Source organism: Candidatus Poribacteria bacterium, assembly GCA_021295715.1.
Classification (GTDB): domain Bacteria; phylum Poribacteria; class WGA-4E; order WGA-4E; family WGA-3G; genus WGA-3G.
The window spans coordinates 1-23,284 of the sequence record JAGWBV010000111.1 but is presented as its reverse complement, the minus strand read 5'-3'; the positions used below and the strand labels follow the sequence as shown (position 1 = coordinate 23,284).

Genomic DNA, 23,284 nt, shown 5'->3' with positions numbered 1-23,284 from the left:
CAGGCGATGGCGGTTTTGTAGGTATTATCGACGAAGTCATGATTTACAGCAAAGCCCTTTCAGCAGATGAAGTTGAACAAATCTTTGAAGCGGAAGGTCTTCCGGTACAACCGCAGGGTAAACTGACAACCCGTTGGGCGAAAATCAAGATGGATCGGTAAATCCTTTTCTCTGGAGTCATAGGTACAATTCAGTGTGCTTTCGATTGTTTTTTTATCGCGTAGGAGATAAGTCATGTGTTTGCCCTTCACCCCGAAAATAAGAGGTATTAGTCATGCAATACATAGAAGCCCCACATTCCTATTCTCAACACGTCTTGCATAAAAGCATCTTCCTCGCTGGTGGCATTACGAATTGCCCTGATTGGCAACAACAGATGGTTCAGTTGCTGCACCATACAGACTATACGCTGCTAAATCCCCGCCGGAAGTGTTTCCCCATTTCGGACCCAAACGCGTCCCGCGAGCAAATAACGTGGGAGCACCACGCTCTTCGAGATGCAAACGTAATTCTGTGTTGGTTTCCATGCGAAACGCTCTGTCCAATTGTCCTCTACGAATTAGGAGCGTGGTCAATGACAGAAAAACCGTTGTATGTCGGCGTACACCCTCAATACGCGCGGCGCACTGATGTTGAAATTCAGACCTCACTGGTTCGTCCCGAAGTAAAAATTGTTTATTCGATAGAGGCTCTTGCGGAGCAAGTACAGAATCATACGTTCAACCAGATAACACGCACGCAATTGAAAACCGCTTGACAACTGGGAACGTGGATTGGCATAATAATCTAAGACAGGGAAAAACAGTGGAAAAGAAAATAAAGCATTTAGAAATGATTCAGAATATCATTACTCGATTGGCAAATAACTCCTTTTCACTCAAAGGGTGGACTGTGATTTTTATCGCTGCCGTGTTAGGTTTTGCTATCAAGGAATCCAATTCTAATTATATCCCCTTGGTACTCTTTCCTATATTTGCCTTTTGGGGTTTAGATGGTTACTATCTGAGACAGGAAAAACTCTTCCGAGCATTATACGATAAGGTCAGAAAATTAGATGAACAGGATATAAATTTTGAAATGGATACCTCTTCGATCGAAAAAGAAGTTGGCAGTTGGCGATCCATTTGCGTTTCCCGAACAATTTTAGGATTCTATGGTCCAATTTTAATCGTTATTCTAATCCTGATTCTTATTCCGATCGTTGACATTTTGAAATGACGGAGAATAAATGGCAAAACGAGTGTTTTTTAGTTTCCATTATCAGGATGTAATAGATTTCAGAGCGAATGTTGTGCGGAACCATTGGCTTACTAAGCCCGATAGAAAAGATGCGGGCTTCTTTGATGCTTCAATTTGGGAAACAGCTAAAAGGACAAACTCTCTCGCTTTAAAACGCCTAATCAATAGTGAACTTCAGAATACTTCGGTAACGGTTGTTTTGATTGGAAGTGGAACTTACGCGCGAAGGTGGGTTCGATACGAAATCATAAAAAGTATGGAAAAAGGAAATCAAATTTTGGGCGTGCATATCAATGGCATCAAAGATAAAAATCGAAGAACAAAACGTTTAGGTCCTAACCCATTTGCCTGTCTTGGCTACAAATACAGCGACAATGGAAGGAAGTTGCATGTTTATGAGTTGAAAAATAGAAAATGGGTTCAATACCAAGACCTCGCCTCCTATACGTTAAAAACTGTAGCCTCCCCACTCAAACGAGGGAAATTTTATAAACTTTTGTCAGATTATAGGATCTATGATTGGGTAAGAGATGATGGTTATACTAACTTCGCGAAATGGGTAGCATGAAAGACTTGCTCACAAGACTGTACTGCCACCGGAAATTCGGGCCACTCTCTAAGACGATCATTGAATCGGTGATCAAGGTACTGAAAACGCAGACGCAGTTGGAATACATCCGGCATAGAAACTTCGCTAACCTCCAAGTGAATGTCTTTTCTGCCTTGATCGCTTACCTGCTTTTGAAGAACAAACCCTCGGTGAACCCACAGGAACTCAGCGAAATCAGCGATTTACCTATGCTTTTCAACTACTAAACTTTTTCAAACTCACGTTAAATAACCCAAGTTGTTACTAACAAATTTTGGCTTTTTAGTCCCTTTCCACACCCCGTAGAGGTGATATGTCTATAGAAAACGGTGTATTCACTCCCTGCACTCCAGCGGAGTGCTATGTCCATAAATAGGTGGCAACTTGGGTTTAAATAGTAAAGGGGAATTGAATGAAAAATAAGCTAATGATCATCAATTTTCGGTCGTATTATGTATGTCTATTAATAGTTTTAGCCTTCGATTTGTCAAATAGTTTTGCTCAATATGATGCCTATACCCAATTCAGCTTACCTGAGGGAGCTAAAGTGCGTTTCGGCAAAGGCTTGATAGGTGATTTGGTATATTCTCCAGATGGCACTGTTCTTACGGTATCTGGTCCTACTGGAATTTGGCTATATGACGCTGCTAACAGTGAAGAGCTTGCCCTACTTACAGATCATACGGATGGTGTTGATGACTTGGTGTTTCGACACGACGGTCTCACTCTTGTCAGTGCTAGTCACGACGGTGATGTTTATCTATGGGATCCTGCCACCGGAGCATCACATCAAATTCCTATGGAAGATACGGATGATGTTTCTGGAGTTTCATTTAGTCTAGATGGGAGTATCCTTGCTGGTAGAATTAACCCCAGTCCCTATGAGCACCTTGAGGAGCAGCATCGCCTTAACTCACTGGACTTAGATAAGCGCCTTGAGAAGCGCCTTGATGAGGAGCCACTGGACTTAGATGTAATGAGTGATGTATTTAATGAGAGGAGGGAGAAAAGTATTCAAGACCTTGAGAACCTCATGGAGAGCTTAATGTATCCAGATTATCGAACCGTGGACTGCGTGATTCGTCTCTGGGATGTTATGACATACAGACTATGTCGGAGAGGTTTCGTTTAGTCCAGATGGGGCGACTCTTGCCAGTGGAAGTAGGGATCGCACTATCCGTCTCTGGGATACTACAACAGGGGCACTTCGGCAAATACTTATAGGTCACACAGACACTGTTACCGATCTTGCATTTAGTCCAGACGGCACGATTCTTGCCAGTAGTAGTTCAGATGGGACTTTTCGTCTCTGGGATGTTGCAACAGAGACTCATCTACAGACCCTCACTGGACATAAAGATGATATTCTTGATATCGCTTTTAGCCCGGACGGGACAACCCTGGTCGGTGGATGTCAGGATGGCACGATTTGCTTGTGGGATGCTGTAACAGGCGAATATCAAGGGACTATCATTGGTCATACAGGAGCAGTTACTTGCCTTGTATTTAGTCCTGACAGCAAAGTTTTGGCAAGTGGTAGCGACGATCATACCATCCGTCTATGGAATACTAATACAAACGACTCCCGTCTAATTATCCCAGGGCATACAGGAGGTAGAAACATTCTTTTATTTCCTCCGGGTGGCGAAATTTTTACCTATAGTAATAACGGTTACGACTTTCTTAAAATTCATCGATGGAATGCTGACACTGGTGCTTACCGTCAAACTCTCACGTTTAGTCCAGATGGGGCGACTCTTGCCAGTGGAAGTAGGGATCGCACTATTCGTCTATGGGATACTGCAACAGGATCGCTCCGTCATACCCTTACAGGACATACAGACACTGTCTCGGAGGTTGTGTTCAGTCCAGACGGTACAATTCTGACCAGCGGTAGTGATGATAATACCATCCGTCTATGGGATACTGCAACAGGATCGCTCCGTCATACCCTTACAGGGTATGAATATGCGCCGGAAAAACTTGTATTCAGTCCAGATGGACGCACTCTCGCAGGCGGATCTGGTATAGGTAAAGGACTTTTTTTATGGGATGTTGCAACAGGAAAACGCCTCAAGAAATTTGTTGATCACCAAGTAAGAATTTTTTTTGTTGATGAACTTGTATCCAGTCCAGATGGACACACTCTCGTTAGTGCTGGTGCTCACGAGATTCGTCTATGGAACATCTCAACGGGTTCTCCTGATAGGATTCTTAAGACAGATGAATCTGGGGTTGTAGATAGGCTCGCGTTCAGTCCAGATGGGAAGATTCTGGCAAGTAGTCGTCTCATGGAGACTCTCCTATGGGATGTTACAACAGGTAAACCACTAAAAACAATAATTGGACATGGGTCCGAGGTTTCTGATCTTGCGTTTAGCCGAGATAGCAGTACTTTTGTTAGTGCTGGTAGGGATGGCACAGTGATTCTTTGGGATATCACAAAACTCCGCTGAAGTTATCGTTATAGGCTTCGTGCCCGATATCGTTGAGGCAATATATTTACTCAATCAAGTGAACTGAAGGTTGGAGTTTCGTCTTCAAATAAGCGAGCATCATCCCACGCGTGAGATGTTTAGACGTATACCAGTGGATGCCGAATGTCCGGAGCACGGATTCTACAGAAAGTTGCAGTGGGCTGATGTCGCGGTAGCTGTGTTCGAAATTGTTTCGGATACCTCTGGATGACAAGCGAGGAGTGCGAGTGCCATAACTGTGAAACAGAGCGCGGAACGATTGTAGCGCAGCGCGACATCAACGGTTGGGTATTACGCTTTGATGGTAGAAATGCCGGACAAGAAACGGAAACCCCCAAGCAAAAACCTCCTACAAAATGCCTATTTATTTTTCGGTTCCACCATAAATGCTCCTATCCTTTGATAGGGCGGACCCTGTAGATTCGCCCATCTCTCCCTATCGCAACTTCTGCTGCTTCTGTAAATCTCTCACAATTCCCTTGACATCAATTCGATTCCATGCCATACTAAGCGAATCAGTTTAGGCTTAATTCCAAGTGTCAGTAGTGATTAGGAGCTTGCTCCTGTCGCTTAGACTTCATCTGAGAAAGGAGTTTTCGGCGTAACTTGCGAGCCGAAAATTTGCCATTAAGATTATGAAACCAGTAAAAGTAGGCGTAATCGGGTGTGGTGTGATCGGAAGCAATCACCTCAGTATCGCATCAGAGGCATCACACATTGAGTTAGTTGCTGCAGCGGACATGATTGAGACAAACAGAACAAATGCTGCCAAACGCTTTAATCCACCCAAAATGTACAGCAACGACGTTGACTTACTCAATGATGATGACGTCGAAGCGGTTGTTCTGGCATTTCCGACGCAATACCGGACGGCAGTAGCCTTGCGAGCATTTGAAAGAGGCAAGCATGTCCTGATTGAAAAACCGATCGCGATGAATTCGGCGGAGGTAGACCAACTCATCGCCGCCCGAGGGGACTTAATCTCAGGGTGCTGTTCCTCACGGAAGCGTTTCACGGCCTCCGCACGGTTTGCAACGCAACTTATCACAAGTGGAGGTCTTGGAGAACTCCGGACTGTCTATTGCCGTGCGACACACCCCGTCCCGCTTGGCGACTGACGAAGGCTCTTAACGGTGGTGGTATCCTTGTCAACTGGGGATGCTACGACCTCGATTACCTACTCGGTATTACAGGGTGGCAACTCAAGCCAGAAACCGTATTTGCGCAAACGTGGACTGTGCCTGAAGTATTTGAATCGCATATCGCGTCTGGCTCCGACGCTGAGACGCATTATACCGCAATTATCCGTTGTGAAGGCGGCATTGTACTCAGCGTGGAACGGGGAGAGTTCATGACGATGCATTCGCATGCAGACTGGGAAATTATAGGGACAGCAGGCTCTCTCAAACTGAATATGCAGGATGGAAAACCGGAAAGTATCATTCACAATCGAACGACAACAGAAGGCGGTGTAGGGTCTACAACGCCGGTAGGAACAGATGAAACGTCTGAAACGGAACACAGCACGCCGTTGTCTGATTTTGCCGCCGCTATCCGAGAGAACCGACACCCCTCAACGAGTTTGGAAAAAGCCCTTGTCGTTCAGCAAATTACGGACGCTATTTACGCTTCCGCAGAGACAGGAAATGCTGTGGAAATAGGAGGATAGACATGAAATTCCGTGGACTCGTAATATTGGGAAGCATCTGCCTCAGCCTTATCATCCTCTCGCTTGGTCATGCCGAAATTAACATTGACGACTTTGCTGGTATCTGGCTCTTTGATGAAGGTAACGGACAAGTTGCTAAAGATTTTACCGATAACGGGAACGATGGGGAATTCGATGGACCTAAATGGATAAATGGAAAGTTCGGCAAAGCATTGGAGTTTGATGGAAGCCCGAAATATGTCGTTATTGCGCATAACGATCTCTTCAACTTTGAGGATGATGATTTTACCGTCGGGTGTTGGATGAACTCCGAAAATAAAGATGCGTATGTTGTGATTAAACGGAACGGCGGTGCTGGATTCTGGGCGATGAGTTCAAGTATCGATAGAGACACCGGCTTCTTCATCTTTGAAGGAGGCGGACAACACATTGACGATGGTAAAACTGATATTGTTGGAAAGGGTTGGCACCATACCGTCGCTGTTCGCAAGAAAGGTGTTATCTCCTTATACGTAAATGGTAAAAAGGAGACAGAGCGGAATGTCGGCGCGACTATGGACAGTCCCGCTATCCTGAAGTTCGGTGGCTGGGGCAGCGAAAATCTCGTTGGCGGATTAGATGAAGTTTTTGTCACCAAAAAGGGTGTGGCGTTAGAGGAAGAAGATATTCAACTCCTCGCGGAGGAAGGTTGGGAGGTTGCGTTAGACGTTTCGTCGAAAGGTAAGTTAGCGACGACTTGGGCGACATTGAAATTTTAATTTTACCTTGCGGAGGAAGAACGTGCGTTTGGACTTTTACGTGCGTTCCTCAAATCCGCCTGCGCCGCTGTTGCAGGCTACCCGTTTGGGTTTAAGGAAATCTCTTTACTGATTTCTGAATCCTACAAATGCTTCCGCTTAACGTTTGCGGAAGCATGCCGCTTTAGGGGGTCTATCGCATAAAAAATTTCTCGGCAACTTCAGTCCCGAAATTCTTGCCCATAACTCTGTAGCCTTCGGCATCCGGGTGTAGAGCATCTGGGAGTAGATGTTCACAGTCAGCCCCAAACACACGCAACCCTTCAACGTAGTGGACGTTTCGATCGCCGTGTGATTGAAGAGCCGCAGCAGCGGCTTGTACCTCTTCACGCATGCCCTTAAGGTGAAACCCTACAGTGTTTGGATTCTCCTCCCTCGGTGGCGAATAGATAGGAGACATTAGCACAAGCGGGACATCTGGATGTTTCTCGCGGACAATCTGGACTGCTCCGATAATTGCGGGACGAAATGCCCGCGGTCCCAAACTGGAGGCACCTTGGATGTTAATGCCGAGACACATCGAAATATAATCGGCAGGCAGATCCCGGATCATCCGTGCCACCATGGCATCGAGATGGCACTGTCCGCCGTAACCGAGACATGTTAAATTCAAACCGTGTTGGCGTGCGACAATTGCGGGCCACGTCTGTGTCGCCGATGCCGCCGTCCGACACTGCGTGATAGAACTCCCATACGTCACCCATCGGGGTCGAGCGTCGGCGAATGGTCGCAGCGTTGCCCTATCATCTATTTCCAAGTTGCGGAGTTGAAACTGCCCGAATTGCGGCAGCCATAACTCAATCAATTTTTCCTCGCCAGACAACCCTTCAAAAACGAAGTTGTCCTTTTGCGTCAGATCAAGCGAGGCTACAACTTCACCCTCACAACAGAGATCGAGTATCCCGCTTTCGTTCTGTGGGACAATATTGCCCGAAACCCGCGTCGTATTGCTCCGAAAACTGATACGAACGCCCGCGGGCATTGCCGCCCGTTCCAACAATGGTTCTGGAAATAGAACATGCATCGGGTGCGGCGTGCGCCATGGCATCACCCAATCGTCGGTTTTCTGTAGGGAGACAGCCCCCTGCCAAGTTAATTGTGGTGCATCCGGCTTCAATTGCATCGTATTCTCCTTTACCCATAAGCAGTTATAGCGCATTAACTAAGGCACGCAGTTGCCGCACACCTTTCAACATATCTTCGGGTTGTCCCCAATGTTCAATGCTCGCTGAGCCGGTGAATCCGTCAGCGACGAGCACCTCTAACACCTCTTTATAGTGCAAACCTGTGTCACCAATCGGATCAAGGTTTTTCTCACTGTTCGGTTTCACATGAAGATGCCGCACCAATCCCTTAATATGGGCGTACCCCTCTGGCAACGGATTTTCTCCGCAGTGCAGTCCGTTATTGACATCCCAACACGAGGTGAGAGCGGGGGAATTTCCGAGCGCATCAATAACGGCACGCGTCTCTTCACAGGTTCCAGCGAGACAGGCACTTTCGTTTTCAAAGCACAATGTAACGTCCGCATTCTCTGCAACCGGAACGACAAGCGAAAGTTTCTCAACAATACGTTCCATATAGTCGTTAATATCTGGACGCGCCGCGCCTTTTATCCTGCGATTTGGGTTCCAAAACGTAAACCCTCGAATGACTTGGGTATCAAACGCGTGTGCCAACGTCACCATCCGGTCAAAGTGCCGTCGATGCTGTTCGTACTCCTGCGAATCATCAATGGAGCATTTACCGAAGGGGGATCCGACACTCGCAACACGGACATTATAATTGCTGAGCACATCTTGAGCACGTTTGACATCGTCATCGTCAATTTCGGTGACGTGTTTTCCCCAAACACCGCCGCGGACTTCGACGGTATTTGCCCCGGCTTCAACACCGAGTTTAATGGCTTCCTCAAAGTCGGTTTTAGATACCTCGTCAGCAAAATAGCAAACATCAATCATTTCAAATGACTCCTCCTAAAATTTCTTTAACTGCGCAAGTATTGGTTCAGGACCGATGCGTTTACCGCTTCTGGCATCAAGGTATTTCCAGGCGATATTCCCATCCTGATTAACAATATAGACTGTTGGACGCGCCACCTCGATTTCACTCGGATCAACGACATTATAAGCCTCAATTGTCTTCGTTTTTTCATCCGAGAGCAAGATATAGGTAATTTGAAGCGTCTGCTGCGTTGAATTAACAGTCGCTATGGGATCGGCACTGACAGCGATGAGTTCAGCCCCTTCGGCTTGAATATCTTCATATTTTTTCTGCAACTCACCGAGTTGCGTTCGACAGTCGCCTCATGTGCCGGTGCGGTAGAAAAGAATAACAAGTTTCTGCCCGCGATACTCCGAAAGCGTATGGAATTCTCCATCACCATCTGGGAGCGAGAATTCGGGAGCGAGTGCTCCGAGGTCCAACCCTTCGCCCATTGGGAGTTTTTTAGCGGCATCCTCCGGTGCCGTTGTAATGTGGGTCGTTCGTTCTGCATCACCACAAGCAAGGCAAAATAAAATAATCACAGTACACAGAACTAAGAAACCTGCTGAACCAGCCTCACTCGAAACTGGCACTCTCAGGTTTACATTTTTTTTAATTGTTCGCAAAGCGGTTAAAATGAGGCGGTTTGTTTGTTGCCCATCTTCTCTCTTATCCGCCTGCTCCGTTGTTGCAGGCTGCCCTCTTAATTTAATTTTCATTCTGGAGAGATAAACCTTCCAATTGTCTGTCAGTTTAGATTGCATGTTTCATGTCTCCCTTCATCGTCTTGTGCGTGCATCCAGTGTCGGACATCGGCACGCATCTCTTCAAGAATTGGGCGCATTTCCGTCCTGAAAGCCAAATTGTTGAACTCATACGGATCCGTCGTCATATCATATAATTCCTCTACAGGGTGATGTTGCGTGAGATAAACGAGTTGGACTATCCAAATGTGGGGTTTGGATCTGTGCGTTTCCGTAACAACCGAGATATTCCGAGCCGTGGTCATCGGACAGGTAGACGACAATATTCGGTCTTTTCGATGGCATAGGTTAATAGTCCTTAGCAGGTGGAAACGGCTTCGGTTGTTCAACGGGTTTATTTTTCATAGTGACAACTTCGGGTGGGAATTGGGTGCAGACTTCACCCTTCTTCATTACCCATCGGAAGTTATGCCAACGATTACGCGTCTTAGAGATCTCTGGATTTGTATAGACCCCGGCGACAGCAATACGGCTCTTTTCGCTCTTGTTCGGCGGACTATAGTGCCACATACTGCTGTGCCAAATGACGACATCTCCGGTATCCAATTCAATATGGCGTATACCGTGCTTTTCGATCATCTCCTGAACGGCTTCCCGTGGGAGTTCACCGTGTATGCTATCGGGATATAGAACGTGTTCAACGATCTCGGTTTTGTGGCTACCGGGGATAAACTGCATACACCCATTCTCACGCGTCGCAGGCTCAAGGGGTATCCAGAAATTGAAAGGCTCCGTTTCACCGTCACGCCAGAGTCCGTTGTCTTGGTGCCACGGCGTTGCGGCACCCGTGCGTGCGGGTTTAAGAAAGCAGCTGTTGAACTTCATGATGATATCGTCGCCGAGAAAATAGCGTGCGATGTTGAGCACTGCCGGACCGGCATGGATGTTGTGCCATATCAGCGGGGATTCGACACAGAAGTTGGCGAGTTTGCGAAAGCGTGCGATACGCCCTTGCGGTGAGTCGTCCATCGGATCCATGGGATCGACATCGGCGAACTCACCAGCGTTGGGTAGCATAAGGACGTTCCGAATGACACCGCGAAGTTCTGCTGCTAAGTCTTGTGAGATAACATTGCGAAGGATAAAGTAGCCTTCGGTCTCGTATTGTGCTTTTTGTGCGTGGGTTGGTTGCCATCGCGTCATTGTCATATCCATTCTCCGGTTGCAAGGGGAGGGTGTGTCCAAGATACTCACCTATAAGTTACACAAAAAGGTCTTGAACCTGACATCGGAAGCCTTCAACAACACCACCACCATCAAGTGTGTCAGTTCCACGTAGAACGGTAAAATCTTCATTGGAGCGATAGACCTCTACTGTCTCCCTACGTGGATTAAGAACCCATACCATCCTACAACCTGCAGTTAACCACTCTTCCACTTTCTCTGCGACCTCAGCATAAGTATCACCGGGCGAAATAACCTCAACTGCCAAATCGGGTGCTCCGTTCCAATAGCCTTTAACAATACCTTGCCGTTCAATTGATGCCTGACAAACAAAGGCAGCATCTGGTGCATGCACCGTATCTGGGCTTTGGGCAATCTTAAAACCTGTTTCGGCACCACAAACGTATCCTAATTTATGCGTTTTGACGTACACGTTAAGTTTGCTTCCGATTTCAGCGGCGCAGATACCGTGCTCAAATCCAGCAGACGGCATTTTCTGGAGGACTCCTTTCACGAGTTCATAGCGAGTGCCATCATCAGGTTGCTTGGCGAGGTCATCAGCAGTTAAAAGATTACGCTGCGCAGCTGGCAATTTAGGTTTTGGTTGATTCAGTTGCGTGTCTGCCATGATGCCCTCCTTAAAAGACTATTTAATAACCCTTGGTTTCTTACATGATAACACTTGCAAGCATGTGTGTCAACCGCCTCAGCGATCTTTGAGTCGTCCCCAAGTGGTTGTCAGTAAACCGTTTGGGGAAACGGGTAGGACGGCTTCCACACCCTTCATCAATTCGGTGATCTCAGCCTCCGTGATACCGCGGTTAAAGAAGATAACCTCGTCCAATCTGCCGATAAACTTTTCACCGCCGAAGGTGCCGAAAAGCAAATCGCCTGCTTGATCTACATCGCCGCCCTGTTTAACGGCAGATTCAAGCGTGCCGTCCACGTAAAGTTTCATTTCATTGCCATCGTAAAGTCCAACGATGTGATACCATTTTTCAGGTTCAATGACAGTTTTCCCCCACACACCGCCAGTAAATCCACCCCCCGACCAGATGCCGAAGACATAGCCGCCCGGTACCCTTTCGCCTCCGGATTGGACTTCCAGTAAATAGGAACCGTTCCGTCGAATAGCGGTATCGGAAACACCTTTATTCATGTAGACCCAGGTTGCGATGGTCATCTGGTCCTTGAAATTGAGACTATCAGCGGCTTTAACAGTCACGACGTGCGGTGGTTCAAATTCCAAGGCACCGCCGAATTTTCCCTCTGCCCATTTCGCTCCAGTAATTGACCCGTCGTTTCCGTTGCCCGATGTATCCGCTGCGACACCGCCTTTGCCTTCGTCAAAAAGCCAGATTCCCACTGCATCGTCCAATAGTTCCGCCGAAAGCGGAGTTGTTGCGACACACAAACTCCCAATGATCACAAACCAATATATTTGTTTCATTTTCTTTTCCCCCTGAGAACGAGTTTAACAGAAAGGGAAAAATGTGTCAAGATTCTGCATACGCGTGCCTGTTGAATAATTTTTGAAAATATGATAGAGTGTAATAGTAAACATTACTCTGTGAATTGAACTATGCTAACGCAAGAAATGGTAGCCGATGTCCCTTCGAGTCCGGGAGTTTACTTTTTCCGCGGAGCTTCGGGGCAAATCCTCTACATCGGCAAGGCGAAATGTCTACGGAAGCGTGTCCGCTCCTATCTCCATAAGGTTAAAAAACGCCCAAGTAAAATCAAACGGCTTATCCGGTGGACGACAGATGTTCGGTATCAGATCTGTCGGTCAGAACAGGAAGCACTCTTCTTAGAATCGCGACTCATCCAAGAATATCAACCTTCCTATAATACCGCTATGAAGTATGGACGGAGCTCTTGGTATATTCGGATAGATGTCGGAGAGGCTTTTCCGCGCCTTGACAGGGTCTCCGAAGCACAGCCGGATGGTGCGAGATATTTCGGTCCGTTGTCGAGTCGGCGATGGACAGATGAAGCGATTGACGTTTTACAGCGGATCTTTCCGGTTCGGACGTGCGAAGGTGAGATTATACCGATTCCGGGGTTTCGCGCCTGTTTTCAGTACGATCTGAAACGGTGCGATGCACCGTGTGCAGCACTCATTACGCGCGAACGCTACGGAGAGATGATTACAGACATCGTTGATTTGCTAGATGGGGAATATGAAAAAGTGCAAACAAGCCTGGTGGCAAAACGGGATAGAGCCTCGGAGACACTGGAATTTGAGCGGGCTGCTGGGTTTCATAAGCAGTTGCAACGGATTCAGAAGGTCTTCACGTTTTTAGATGTCCACCGGAGGTAACCCAATGGCGACAGAAAAAACTCAGAAAGAGGTACTCGGTGGACCTGATGGAACGGCACGATGTCGCTGTGGTCGGCTGCGTTATCCGCGTTATCAATTGTGTCCGAAGTGTTACTACAATGGCTCCGAAGTTCCTGTCAACCCGAAGAAATTGTCGCCCACCGATTTACTCAAAATGCAGCCCCGTAAAAAGATGTTTCTCTCGGATCGACAAGAGCGGATACGATTTCTGGAAAAACGGTATGGATCGAAACTCCGCGGGCAGGATATCCGTTTTATGAAGAATAGACAATTATATGCGCTCTCAGAGCAAGCGGGTTATCGTCGACGATAAATTTGGGGGTATTTCGGTGTAATTTTGGACGCACATGTATTAATTTGAAAAAATTCTTGCCTAAAAAATTAATATGTGTTAAAATAACAAATAAGTAATTCAAGGAGGTTAACCATGCATATCGCAAAATTATCGCTTATTTGTCTGATTGCTTTCGTATTCGTGGTAGGCTGTGGTCTGATTAGTAAGGAAGCAGAGATGCCTGAAACCACTACAGCTGCTATGGAAGCGGATGGCGACATGATGGAAGCCGCCGTTGAAGAAGTTACACTGAACGTTACAGGGATGACGTGAGGCGCGTGTACCAGCAAGGTGCAGGATGCACTCAGTAAAGTCACCGGTGTTTCTGAAGTTGTAAGCGTTTCTTCAACGGATAACACGGCTGTTGTGAAGGTTGAGAAAGGTAAAGTGAAGTCTGCCGATCTCACTTCTGCAGTTCAAGGTGCTGGTTTCAGTGCCGAAGTCGCTCAATAAGGCTGAATCGGAGGAGGGTGGGGTTACCCACCCTTTCTCTATATGTACAGGTTGCAAACGATACTTCTCTTGCAGCCGAATCCGATTACGTTTTAACCATTAAAACTAAAGTTGAAGAGGCGCGATCGAGAGATCGTCCCTACAAATAAGGGGATTAGACTTATGCGTCAGTTAAACGTGAGAATGCTATTCGTCTGTTTCGCAGCACTGTTATTTGTGGTTGCGTGTGCAGACACAGCAAAGAAAGAAGCAGAAGAAGCACCCGCGCAAACAGCAGCACCAGCCATTGAAGAAGTAACGCTGGCTGTGAAGGTGCAGGATGCACTCACAAAGCTTACCGGTGTGACTGAAGTTGTCAGTGTTTCTATGGAAGAAAATAAAGCTGTGGTGAAAATTGAGAAGGACAAGGTTGAGAAAGACACGCTCGTGAAGGCGGTTACAGATGTAGGTTTCAGCGCACAAGTCGCCAATTAAGGCTTAGTTGACTGGACGAGATTCACTCGTCTTGCCTTGTCAGAGAAAAGTAAATTTATATTGCAATGCGAGGTTGTTATACCTCGCATTTTCTATTATAACGCACGCAAATTTCCACCTATCTATAGACATAGCACCCTGCCTGAAGATTAAGAATTGAATCGGGTAATGTAGGCATTAATCGTCAGAATCAGGATTTACAGGATTCAAGGATTTACAAGATTATGGAACCTGCTTGATTAAAAACTCTCTTTTATAGAATTACCCAAATATTTTATTAAGCTTCATCAGGGATGCTATCACTTGTTAGCATAAAGCGGGTCGTCAAGTAGAGATTGCACTTCGTAGATTGAACCTTTCAACTCTGCATAGGGTTCCGGCATACGCACAGGTGCGGTTACCATACGGGGTTGATTCGTGGGTTCGCCGCGGATGATGAAGCTATTGAAAGTCTCCCAATCTGGAATGCCTTTCAGGGGCCACGCATCTACCGCACAGTATTGGGCAAGCTTTAAGCGGCGCGGTTTGTCCGAGGTATTCGGGGCAGAGCCGTGCAACGCCCGAACGTGATGAATGGTGATTCCACCTGCCTTCAACTCAACAGGCACAGCACCTTCTGGTGTGAAATCAGGATCCGTTACTGCTCCAATAAAAGCACCATCTTGGTGATGGTCTAAAGTCGGACCCTTGTGGGAACCGGGAAGTATCATCAATGCCCCGTTCTCTACAGTCATGTCATCAATCACGACCCCGACTGCAAGCAGGTCGTCGTTGGTGTGCGGATAGAACGCCCAGTCCTGATGCCATTCAACCGGACTTCCAAACTCCGGATACTTCATGTTCAATTTATGTCCATTATACCGAACCCCCGGTCCGATGAGTTGCTCCACGATATCCAAAATCTTGGGGTGCCTTAAGGCGTAATCGTAAACGACGTGGTGTAGCCCCGGATTTTTGATACGCCGCACACGCGGGTTCGCGGGCGTATGTCCGGGTTCCAGATCGAAGATGTCGGTATGTTCGGTGACCTCTCTCGATTTTTCGACGAATTCATCGGTGACGCGTTGGAGATCAGCGACTTCTTCTGCTGTTAACACCGCCTCAACGCCGATATAGCCGTTTTCGCCATAAAAATCACGTTGTTCTTGCGTGAGCATTGTTCTGTTACACTCCTCTTCGCGAAATGATGCTTTTATTATACGTCAAAACGTTAAAAATTTCAACCCGTAATTAACAATTTCTTATAAATGTTCTCCACCCTCCGGACATGTGTGTCAACGCCGAACGCGCCTTCAGCGTATTTTCTTGCCCGTTCTCCGATACGTCTGCTTCGGATCGGATCTTTGGCAAGTTCAAGGATCTTATCTGCAATTCCCTCAATAGGCTCTAATGGCACAACGTATCCTGTTTCACCGTGAACAATCATTTCAGCAGTACTGCCAACGGGGGTTCCAATGACAGGTTTACCTGCCGCCATTGCCTCGGCGATGACACTCCCTGCTGAAAGGGTTACCAGTAAATCGAGTTTCTGCATTGCTTTGGGCATATCGGTCCGGTGACCAGTGAAGTGAAGGTGTTCCTGCAGCCCATGCTTGGTCACCAATTGACGGACTTCTCGCTCGTAAGCGCGATGTTCTGCCGTATCCAGCGCGGCACCGATGATGTGAAACCTAATTTCCTGGCATTGTGCAACAACCTTGACGGCTATCTCAACAAACGTTTTCTGACGTTTGAAGGGTTCAATCCTACCGACAATACCGATGACATATTTCGTCGAGTGGATGGGTTCAGAAACCGGTTGAAAAGCCGATAAATCAACACAATTATGGACGACATCAATCTTTTTGGCATCAATCCCTGCCTGAATGAGCGGAACACTGCTCTGCTCGGAGATAGCGATGATACTGTCCATCCGGTCAAATCTGTATTTTCGGACCTGTGTAGGCGTGAGGAGGTTTCGGACGTGTGAAACGACAGGGATTTTCAACTGTTTTCTAACTGACCACAGATATGGGTTAAACCACGAGTCCGAGGTATGGAGCAGGTGAGCGTTGTGTGTCTCAGCAAGACGCGCTAATTTTTTCGTGGCTCTATGCCTCGCTATTAACGATTTCGCCTTTCGCCACGGCGGAAGATCGAGAATCACTGTGGGAACATTGGCGCGTCTCAAGTGTTCTACAAAAACACCATCATCAGGACAGACAACAAGCGGACGATAGCGCGTTCGATCAATATTTTCGACGAGATAAGCAAGTTGCTTCTCACCGCCACCGATGCTCGAACCGCAATGGCTGAGGTAAAGTATCAGTTTTTTACCCATAGTCCTCTTAAACAGGGAAATCGAGGTGCTGATCCCGGAAAACTTGACTCACCGATCGGTGTTGATGTACTCTCAATATGGCTTGAGAGAGGAGTGGTGCGATAGAAAGCACCTTAACTTTCCCATCGAGTTGCTTTTCAGCAGGAACGGGGATCGTATTGGTGGTGACGACCTCGCGAATTGCTGGATGACTGAGCCGTTCCAACGCTGGACCGACCAATATAGGGTGTGCGATACAGACATAAGCTGGTTCTGCCCCTGCCTCTGCCAAGGCTATGGCTTGTTGGCGAATCGTCCCCCCTGTTTGTATTTCATCGTCGGTAATAATTGGGGTTTTGCCCTCAACATCTCCAACAAGCTCGACGAACTTAACACCCTGTCCATCAACGCCGGTTCGCCGCTTGTGCATGATGGCTAACGGAAGTCCAAGAATATCTGCATATTTTTCTGCTAATTTGGCGCGACCTGCATCAGGTGCAACAATTACACCGTTTTCAACCTGTTTCTCACGGAAATAATTTGTCAAGGTCGTTAGGGCGGTCAAGTGATCCATCGGGATATCAAAGAAACCTTGTATCTGTGGCACGTGTAGATCAATAGCCATGACGCGACTTGCCCCGGCGGTCGTCAAGAGATTCGCGACGAGTTTTGCACTGATCGGTTCGCGCCCCGTCGTTTTGTGATCTTGGCGCGAGTATCCAAAGTATGGAATAATCGCGGTAATCTGCCGGGCGGATGCGCGTTTCATGGCATCAATCGTGATGAGCAGCTCCATCAGATTTTCGTTGGCAGGTTGACTCGTTGGCTGCACAACATAAATATCCGTGCCTCGGATACTTTCCTCAATCTGGACGCGAGTCTCAAGGTTGGGAAACGGCTCAATTGTAATTTTACCGAGTTCAACACCTAAAATCGCAGCGATATCTTTTGCCAATGCCGGGTTCGCGCTGCCGGCGAATAGCCTGAAATCGTCGTTAACTTGCTGGTCAATCAGTGGGGACATACCAAAATCTCCTTTTTTTGATTTATCTGCCTCTGGACTACGCTCCAAATGTAAAGTAAAGACAAATTATACCATTAGGCATAATTTCATTACGAGCGGGTTACTGGCTAAGAACAAAACATTAAACCAAAATTGTAGTCTGCATTCTCACTGCAAAGCAGGTGCAATCGGATATACGAAAAGGAACGTTAAACGCTAAACTTACCTAACTGATCGCAAGGAACATTAGAAAAGTGATTCACCTGTCATTTCAGTGGGTTGTGCCAAACCGAGAAGGTGGAGTGTTGTTGGTGCAATATCGGCAAGCCGTCCGTCTTCACGGAGTTGCTGTCCTCTGCGTTGATTATCAACAAAGATGAGATCTACGTCATAGGTGGTATGCGCCGTATGAATACCACCGGTCTCTGGATCAATCATCTGCTCACAGTTCCCATGGTCAGCAGTGACGATGAGCGCGCCGTCCTTTTTAAGCACGGCATCAACGATTTTTCCGACGCCTACATCAACTGCCTCAACTGCTTTGATAGCGGCTGAGAGCGATCCTGTATGCCCAACCATGTCGCCGTTGGCGTAGTTGAGTACCATCAAGTCATATTTGTCGGAATCGATTCGACGTAACATCTCCTCTGTCACACCGGGTGCGGACATCTCCGGTTTCTGATCGTAGGTCGTTACGTCACGTGGAGAGGCGATAATCTGTCGATCTTCGCCTTTGTAGGGTTCATCTCGGTAGTCGTTAAAAAAGAAGGTAACGTGTGGAAATTTCTCAGTCTCTGCGCATCGGAACTGCGTGAGTCCCATATCACTCACATAAGCACCGAGTGTATTCTGCATCTTGGGTGGTTTTTTGACAGCGGCTTCAACAGGCATTCCCTGCTCATACTCGGTCATTGTAACAAACTTAACGTCAGGTTTGCAATTCCGTTTAAATCCCATCTGTCGCGTGACCCCGTCTTTCCCTTCTGCTTGAAACGGGAATTCATCGAGGCAAAACGCTTTGGTGAGTTCTCTGGGTCGATCACCGCGGAAGTTATAGAAGATAACGGCATCCCCATCAGTGATACGCGGTAGTGGTTTGCCATCACTGCCAATCACTACGGACGGACGGACGAATTCATCGCCTTTACGGTTGGCATCATCAGGAGTCTCGTAATAGTCACGATAGGCATCTGTAGCGGCAGCGACGCTGTTATCGGCCCCCTCGGTTAAAAGACGGTATGCCACCTCAACGCGTTCCCATCGATCATCGCGATCCATTGCGTAATAGCGTCCGATGACTGAAGCTATCTGTCCGATGCCTACCTCTTTCAACTTTGCTTCAATTTGCTCACAGAATTGGATGCCCAAATCGGGCTGGCAGTCGCGGCCGTCGCTGAAATTGTGAATTAAAACTTGGTGAGATTCGAGTCCGTTCGCCTTGGCAAGTGTGAGGAGACCGTATAGATGTTCAAGTGAACTGTGAACACCAGCGTCGCTTGCTAACCCCATGAGATGGAGATATGTCCGATGCTTTTTGACATGGGCAATTGCGTCTAAAAGCACTTTATTCTGAGCAAACTCGCCGGAACCGATCATGGTGCTGATACGGAGGAGTTCTTGATTCACGACGCGTCCTGCCCCGATATTCTGATGTCCGACTTCACTGTTGCCGATGACACCCGGAGGTAAACCGACATCTTCGCCGGAGGTATGGATTAGGACATTTGGATAGTTGTGTCGCAGCCAGTCATCTACGGGTGTTTTTGCGAGATGAACAGCGTTGGCGTGTTGAAATTCGGGATACGGATTATTGCCCCAGCCGTCTCGAATGATGAGAACGACGGGGCGTTTCTGTTGGTTTGACACGCAGCTTCCTTCCTAATTGCAAAAAGTATATGAAATTCTGATTTCAGCTACTATACTATTTTTATGATGAATTGAGCGCAACACGTCTGTAGATGGTACGCAAGGGCCCCTCATATTCAATCGAAGCAAGTGATTGTACATCCTCAAGACACTGAAAGGTTTTGTGGAGCCATCGCGTGCCATGGAGACGGTAGCCCTCAACGTGCACTCTGTCTTGTGAAACGAGCATGTATTCTTGTAAGGATGCGAGTTGTTTATAGTGTTCAAATTTTTCACCCCGATCATACCCTGCAGTTGAGGGCGATAGAACTTCCACGACAAGAATGGGATTGAGGAGTGTATCAAAGATGTCATCCTCAAAACGGGGTTCACCACAGACAACAATAATATCTGGATAGAAGTAGGAAACTGTTGGGTTAGTGCGCACGCGCATATCGCCGGAGAAGACTTCGCAATCTGCCCCCATTAATTGGTTGCTAAGTTGAACAGTTATATCTACCGTAATACGATTGTGGGAACGACTTGCCCCAGACATCGCTATTATCTGTCCGTCGTGATATTCGTTCTTAAAGGGCTGCTTGCGTTCCCAAGTAAGGTATTCCTCGGGTGTTAAATAACGTGAGTTTGACATAAGCGTATCGTTGGAAACCTGCCTCATTCTCGCAGGGGCAACGGTGGATTGTCGGGTTTCGCTATGTTTATTTTTCTGAATTTGTCCTAAAAAAAGAGACATTTGTGGCGAAACTAAAGACTTCTGTGTCCTTCATCGCTCTACCCGACCTACGGAGTCTCTTTCAATTTTTATTATCAAACTCACGTTAAATAAGTATATACTGTAAGCGTTGACATAAGTGCCTCCACGAGGCTCAGTTTTCCTACTAAACTGTTTAAACGGCGGACCTCTTTTAAAGTCTTGTTTTCAATTTTCCCCACGTTGTGGCGAGTTTGCCACGTGCTTCGACATCTTGTGGGGTTTCCATGACCTTTTGGATGTCGTCTTCGCTTAAGGTTTTCTCATAAAGCCGTACTTCATCAATTTTACCGGGGAAGTGGTCGGTGGCGTTGCCGAGATCATCGCCGCCGATCCAGAGTTCTAAACCGGACGGAGCAATTGGAACATCGTTGGCAGCGTCGCCTTCGAGTTCACCGTTTATGTAGACCTTCATTGTCTTTCCATCGAACGTCCCTGCGAAATGATACCACTCGCCGACTTTCCAATCGGTTGTTGTGGATTGCGCAAAGGTATTGTTGGGTTTGACGAGAAAGTCGATGCTGTCTGCGTTGCCGAAGTCGAAGATGACGAAGATGGAGTTATTTTTACTCATTAATCGGTGACCGGTGAGATCATCGTTTGGACAGAACCACGCCATGAGGGTGATATTTTCCTCGATTGCGAAGTTGGGATCGTCTGCGACGATGACATGATCGTCGATGCCATCAAATTCGAGTGCAGTGCCGAACTTTCCCTCAACCCACTTCGGATCATCGTTAAACTCTCCGTCGTGCCCATTGCCTGTGACATCTATGGCTTCTTTACCCTTGCCTTCGTCAAAGGGCCAGTAGGCGACGAGTCCGTCTTCTGCAACATTGGCGATACTAAAGTTGGAAATAACGAGGAGTGCACACAGTGAAAAAACAAAGGTAACTTTGGGCATTGCAATTTCTCCTATGCGAAAGCGAAATTTTGGATTTGGATCTTGGGGAACTTGCAGATATTATAACATATTTGTGAAAAAGAAGTGTAGGAAAAATTATCTGAATCAGGATTTACAGGATTTTAAGATGGAAAGGATTAAGAGGTTTTATATTCGTCTCACATCCGCATTTGTTGTGGAGTTCCCGGGGTTCTAACGCTATGAAGTTGGGTTTCACTCGGTGTTGCGAGTATATGATGACCTGTTGGATTTGACGTGTGTTTGACAGACTTACATCCGTCTTCCGTAACGCCGTTCTACCCAACCTACGGGATTTTTCACGGGATTTTAGGTCCCTTATTATAAACATGCCGTCCCTTCGGGACTCAAGAGGGCAAACTGTCGGCTGATGTTTTCGCTGACGTGTGTGATGGTTTGGGTTTCAGAACATGCTTTTGGAAGAAAACGCCTTGCTTTTTTAAAATTGACACTTATAGTGTGGTTAGGAAACCCTGCCTACCAGGGAAGGGCATAAGTCCTATTTTCCTTAAAATGTTACGTTTCTATAACATTTTTAGATTGGCACTTCTGTGCGGGTTTTCGGTTGAGATCCCAGTAGGGACGTGGGGTTCTTGTGTGTTTCCCGGTTGCGATTCCATGTTGGGGAAAAAATAATTTGGTGAAAGGTGTAACATTCTAACAGGTTATGCGACAAAAGAGCACCATGCGTAAGTCCTATGGGATATTAAACAGCACGCTCTATTGACCAGTGGCGATCTGTGCTTTGAACGACAGCGGCACCCGGCATGTCCATCTGTGTTAGCATTTCGTTGACTTCGGCAATGGTGAACGCGGCGAAAAAGGAGTCGTAGTATAATTTCTGTTGATAAGGGGTGTCATCCGCGGCATACAGATCCACAAAGGCTTGCGCATCCGCGGCTGTTTCAGGACGGATGAGGTCTCGGATGAGAACAGTTCCCTGGGGACGGGCAACTCTGCCCATCTCTTTGAGTGCCTTCATCGCATCGTGGATGTGATGCACAATGCTGTTGGAGATGAGTCCGTCAAAAGTGTTATCGGGGTAGGGTAGGGCTTTCGCATCAACGAGTTCAAGGGTTATCCGATCGGTGAGACTGGTATCCGCGACGTGACGTTTCGCTATCTTTAGCATCTCCTCGGACAAGTCAATGGCGGTAATGTGGATATCGGGACAGCGTTGGGCGAGTAAGATAGGAATCTGTGCGGGACCGGTGCCGACATCGAGAAAATGTCCAGTGCTCGCACCGAGTGCGACAACGCGGTCTACGAAAGCGCGGTCTACCTCGCCGTGCTCCATCGCATCGTAGGCTTCGGCGGCTTCGACTGTGTCCATGACTTCTGGTTCTACAATTCGTTTCATTACGTTGTGTCTTTCTGGGATGTGCTTGCAGTAGCACTATTTTTTTCGCGCCGTGACGGGCAATGAATGGTTTCTCTACTACAAACGGACTCCCTTTCAATTTCAAAGTTGACAAAGCACTACAATTTTTTCTCTAACCCTGATACTCCCGGTTCAGACAATAATTTTGCAACGGTTAATGCATTCTGATGAATCTGATCTGCTTGAAATTGGGTGTACATGCCAACTGCCATCGCGTCCGTCGGTTTGATATTCTCAAGTGCGAGCTGAAGTGCCTCATGCGGTTCGTTCCTACCCGCGGCTAACACTTTTATCGCGATTATCGGTATCGGTATCGCCTGTATCGCGGCGAATGCAGTGTACCGATCGTCCGGCAGATAGAGTTCCCGATGTTTCGTATGATTATACAAAGCACAGACATAAAAGTCAACATCATATCCTTCAGTGTAACAGTACTTGAGGACGTGTGGATCGTGCGTGCCGAGTCCGACTGCACAACCGAGGTCGCGGATACGTTTGAGTCCATCGCGTAAGGAAGCGAGTCGTCCTTCGGCATACAATTTATCGGTTGTGCCGCCGTGGTGGTAGATAGCAATCGGTTTATAGCGAGCAATAATCTGTAGGTATTCGTCGAGACTGGCGTATTCTGTATCTTTTGGTGTCTGGGCGATCCACCGAAGGGTGCCACCCTTGTTCCAATATTCGTTGAGCGTCCGCATGATATGCCTATCGGCACGAGCGAGGACGGTGTTAATTCCGTTCTCCTCAGCTTGCCGAAGGTCTGCCATAATTT

30 protein-coding genes and 2 pseudogenes are annotated in these 23,284 nt (G+C 47.3%); 16 read left to right on the top strand and 16 right to left on the bottom strand.

The features are described 5' to 3' along the window. Positions 1-274 precede the first annotated feature (274 nt). The 11 genes and pseudogenes from J4G07_20310 (at position 275) to J4G07_20260 (ending at position 6,732) form a co-directional block, all read left to right on the top strand. Positions 275-757 (top strand): nucleoside 2-deoxyribosyltransferase domain-containing protein, encoded by a 483-nt coding sequence (locus J4G07_20310; GenBank protein MCE2416333.1) that lies wholly within the window; start codon positions 275-277, stop codon positions 755-757. Between the two features lie 47 nt (positions 758-804). Then, positions 805-1,218 (top strand): hypothetical protein, encoded by a 414-nt coding sequence (locus tag J4G07_20305; GenBank protein MCE2416332.1) that lies wholly within the window; start codon positions 805-807, stop codon positions 1,216-1,218. 10 nt (positions 1,219-1,228) lie between these two features. After that, entirely contained in the window at positions 1,229-1,807 is a 579-nt protein-coding gene (locus J4G07_20300) for a TIR domain-containing protein (protein ID MCE2416331.1), read from the top strand. Beyond that, positions 1,804-2,055, top strand: coding sequence for a hypothetical protein (locus tag J4G07_20295; GenBank protein ID MCE2416330.1), 252 nt, complete (start codon positions 1,804-1,806; stop codon positions 2,053-2,055). The genes J4G07_20300 and J4G07_20295 overlap by 4 nt, the downstream gene beginning before the upstream one ends. Positions 2,056-2,240: 185 nt before the next feature. Further along, entirely contained in the window at positions 2,241-2,960 is a 720-nt protein-coding gene (locus J4G07_20290; protein MCE2416329.1) for a hypothetical protein, read from the top strand. Beyond that, a pseudogene (locus J4G07_20285) lies at positions 2,944-3,018 on the top strand (hypothetical protein). Before J4G07_20290 ends, J4G07_20285 begins: the two are co-directional and overlap by 17 nt. Then, positions 3,004-3,270: pseudogene (locus J4G07_20280) on the top strand (PD40 domain-containing protein). The pseudogenes J4G07_20285 and J4G07_20280 overlap by 15 nt, the downstream one beginning before the upstream one ends. Further along, positions 3,262-4,284, top strand: a complete 1,023-nt coding sequence (locus J4G07_20275) for a WD40 repeat domain-containing protein (GenBank protein ID MCE2416328.1) — start codon at positions 3,262-3,264, stop codon at positions 4,282-4,284. The pseudogene J4G07_20280 and the gene J4G07_20275 overlap by 9 nt, the downstream one beginning before the upstream one ends. A gap of 656 nt (positions 4,285-4,940) precedes the next feature. Then, positions 4,941-5,423, top strand: a complete 483-nt coding sequence (locus J4G07_20270; GenBank protein ID MCE2416327.1) for a Gfo/Idh/MocA family oxidoreductase — start codon at positions 4,941-4,943, stop codon at positions 5,421-5,423. Beyond that, positions 5,387-5,974 (top strand): Gfo/Idh/MocA family oxidoreductase, encoded by a 588-nt coding sequence (locus J4G07_20265; protein ID MCE2416326.1) that lies wholly within the window; start codon positions 5,387-5,389, stop codon positions 5,972-5,974. Before J4G07_20270 ends, J4G07_20265 begins: the two co-directional genes overlap by 37 nt. Positions 5,975-5,976: 2 nt before the next feature. After that, positions 5,977-6,732: a hypothetical protein gene (locus J4G07_20260; GenBank protein ID MCE2416325.1), complete on the top strand. Its 756-nt coding sequence runs from the start codon at positions 5,977-5,979 to the stop codon at positions 6,730-6,732. Positions 6,733-6,904: 172 nt separating this feature from the next. Here J4G07_20260 and J4G07_20255 read toward each other — a convergent pair whose 3' ends face one another. From J4G07_20255 to J4G07_20220, 8 genes are all read right to left on the bottom strand, one after another. Continuing rightward, positions 6,905-7,894 carry a GDSL family lipase gene (locus tag J4G07_20255; GenBank protein MCE2416324.1) on the bottom strand — a complete coding sequence of 330 codons (990 nt, stop codon included), beginning with the start codon at positions 7,892-7,894 and terminating at the stop codon, positions 6,905-6,907. A gap of 25 nt (positions 7,895-7,919) precedes the next feature. After that, positions 7,920-8,732: a sugar phosphate isomerase/epimerase gene (locus tag J4G07_20250; GenBank protein MCE2416323.1), complete on the bottom strand. Its 813-nt coding sequence runs from the start codon at positions 8,730-8,732 to the stop codon at positions 7,920-7,922. A 15-nt stretch (positions 8,733-8,747) separates the two neighbouring features. Next, a complete protein-coding gene (locus J4G07_20245) occupies positions 8,748-9,050 on the bottom strand; it encodes a peroxiredoxin family protein (protein MCE2416322.1) in 303 nt (100 codons plus the stop codon). 27 nt (positions 9,051-9,077) lie between these two features. Further along, a complete protein-coding gene (locus J4G07_20240) occupies positions 9,078-9,209 on the bottom strand; it encodes a redoxin domain-containing protein (GenBank protein MCE2416321.1) in 132 nt (43 codons plus the stop codon). A 296-nt stretch (positions 9,210-9,505) separates the two neighbouring features. Beyond that, positions 9,506-9,784, bottom strand: coding sequence for a hypothetical protein (locus J4G07_20235; GenBank protein MCE2416320.1), 279 nt, complete (start codon positions 9,782-9,784; stop codon positions 9,506-9,508). Positions 9,785-9,809: 25 nt separating this feature from the next. Then, complete coding sequence (locus J4G07_20230) at positions 9,810-10,670, bottom strand: phytanoyl-CoA dioxygenase family protein (protein ID MCE2416319.1); 861 nt, start codon at positions 10,668-10,670, stop codon at positions 9,810-9,812. Between the two features lie 52 nt (positions 10,671-10,722). After that, entirely contained in the window at positions 10,723-11,313 is a 591-nt protein-coding gene (locus J4G07_20225) for a Uma2 family endonuclease (GenBank protein ID MCE2416318.1), read from the bottom strand. A 78-nt stretch (positions 11,314-11,391) separates the two neighbouring features. After that, the gene (locus J4G07_20220; protein ID MCE2416317.1) at positions 11,392-12,135 is read right to left on the bottom strand and encodes a LamG domain-containing protein; all 744 of its coding nucleotides are present in this window, start codon (positions 12,133-12,135) and stop codon (positions 11,392-11,394) included. 132 nt (positions 12,136-12,267) lie between these two features. Here J4G07_20220 and J4G07_20215 point away from each other — a divergent pair, with 132 nt between their 5' ends. The 5 genes from J4G07_20215 to J4G07_20195 all read left to right on the top strand — a co-directional run bounded on the left by J4G07_20215 (position 12,268) and on the right by J4G07_20195 (position 14,290). Next, a complete protein-coding gene (locus tag J4G07_20215) occupies positions 12,268-13,008 on the top strand; it encodes a GIY-YIG nuclease family protein (protein ID MCE2416316.1) in 741 nt (246 codons plus the stop codon). 4 nt (positions 13,009-13,012) lie between these two features. After that, entirely contained in the window at positions 13,013-13,342 is a 330-nt protein-coding gene (locus tag J4G07_20210; GenBank protein ID MCE2416315.1) for a hypothetical protein, read from the top strand. Positions 13,343-13,456: 114 nt separating this feature from the next. Beyond that, positions 13,457-13,636 carry a hypothetical protein gene (locus J4G07_20205; GenBank protein MCE2416314.1) on the top strand — a complete coding sequence of 60 codons (180 nt, stop codon included), beginning with the start codon at positions 13,457-13,459 and terminating at the stop codon, positions 13,634-13,636. Positions 13,637-13,654: 18 nt separating this feature from the next. Continuing rightward, positions 13,655-13,816 carry a hypothetical protein gene (locus tag J4G07_20200; protein MCE2416313.1) on the top strand — a complete coding sequence of 54 codons (162 nt, stop codon included), beginning with the start codon at positions 13,655-13,657 and terminating at the stop codon, positions 13,814-13,816. 162 nt (positions 13,817-13,978) lie between these two features. Beyond that, a complete protein-coding gene (locus J4G07_20195) occupies positions 13,979-14,290 on the top strand; it encodes a hypothetical protein (protein ID MCE2416312.1) in 312 nt (103 codons plus the stop codon). A 299-nt stretch (positions 14,291-14,589) separates the two neighbouring features. Here J4G07_20195 and J4G07_20190 read toward each other — a convergent pair whose 3' ends face one another. The 8 genes from J4G07_20190 to J4G07_20155 form a co-directional block, all read right to left on the bottom strand. After that, entirely contained in the window at positions 14,590-15,447 is an 858-nt protein-coding gene (locus tag J4G07_20190) for a phytanoyl-CoA dioxygenase family protein (protein ID MCE2416311.1), read from the bottom strand. 62 nt (positions 15,448-15,509) lie between these two features. Beyond that, the gene (locus J4G07_20185) at positions 15,510-16,610 is read right to left on the bottom strand and encodes a glycosyltransferase (GenBank protein ID MCE2416310.1); all 1,101 of its coding nucleotides are present in this window, start codon (positions 16,608-16,610) and stop codon (positions 15,510-15,512) included. 7 nt (positions 16,611-16,617) lie between these two features. Beyond that, entirely contained in the window at positions 16,618-17,613 is a 996-nt protein-coding gene (locus tag J4G07_20180; protein ID MCE2416309.1) for a ribose-phosphate pyrophosphokinase, read from the bottom strand. A 225-nt stretch (positions 17,614-17,838) separates the two neighbouring features. Further along, complete coding sequence (gpmI, locus tag J4G07_20175) at positions 17,839-19,458, bottom strand: 2,3-bisphosphoglycerate-independent phosphoglycerate mutase (GenBank protein MCE2416308.1); 1,620 nt, start codon at positions 19,456-19,458, stop codon at positions 17,839-17,841. A 61-nt stretch (positions 19,459-19,519) separates the two neighbouring features. Continuing rightward, complete coding sequence (locus J4G07_20170; GenBank protein MCE2416307.1) at positions 19,520-20,089, bottom strand: Uma2 family endonuclease; 570 nt, start codon at positions 20,087-20,089, stop codon at positions 19,520-19,522. 274 nt (positions 20,090-20,363) lie between these two features. Further along, positions 20,364-21,113, bottom strand: a complete 750-nt coding sequence (locus J4G07_20165; protein MCE2416306.1) for a LamG domain-containing protein — start codon at positions 21,111-21,113, stop codon at positions 20,364-20,366. Between the two features lie 724 nt (positions 21,114-21,837). Next, positions 21,838-22,491: a methyltransferase domain-containing protein gene (locus tag J4G07_20160; protein MCE2416305.1), complete on the bottom strand. Its 654-nt coding sequence runs from the start codon at positions 22,489-22,491 to the stop codon at positions 21,838-21,840. Between the two features lie 119 nt (positions 22,492-22,610). Further along, positions 22,611-23,284, bottom strand: a 674-nt coding sequence (locus J4G07_20155) for a hypothetical protein (GenBank protein MCE2416304.1), incomplete at its 5' end; no start/stop codon positions are given.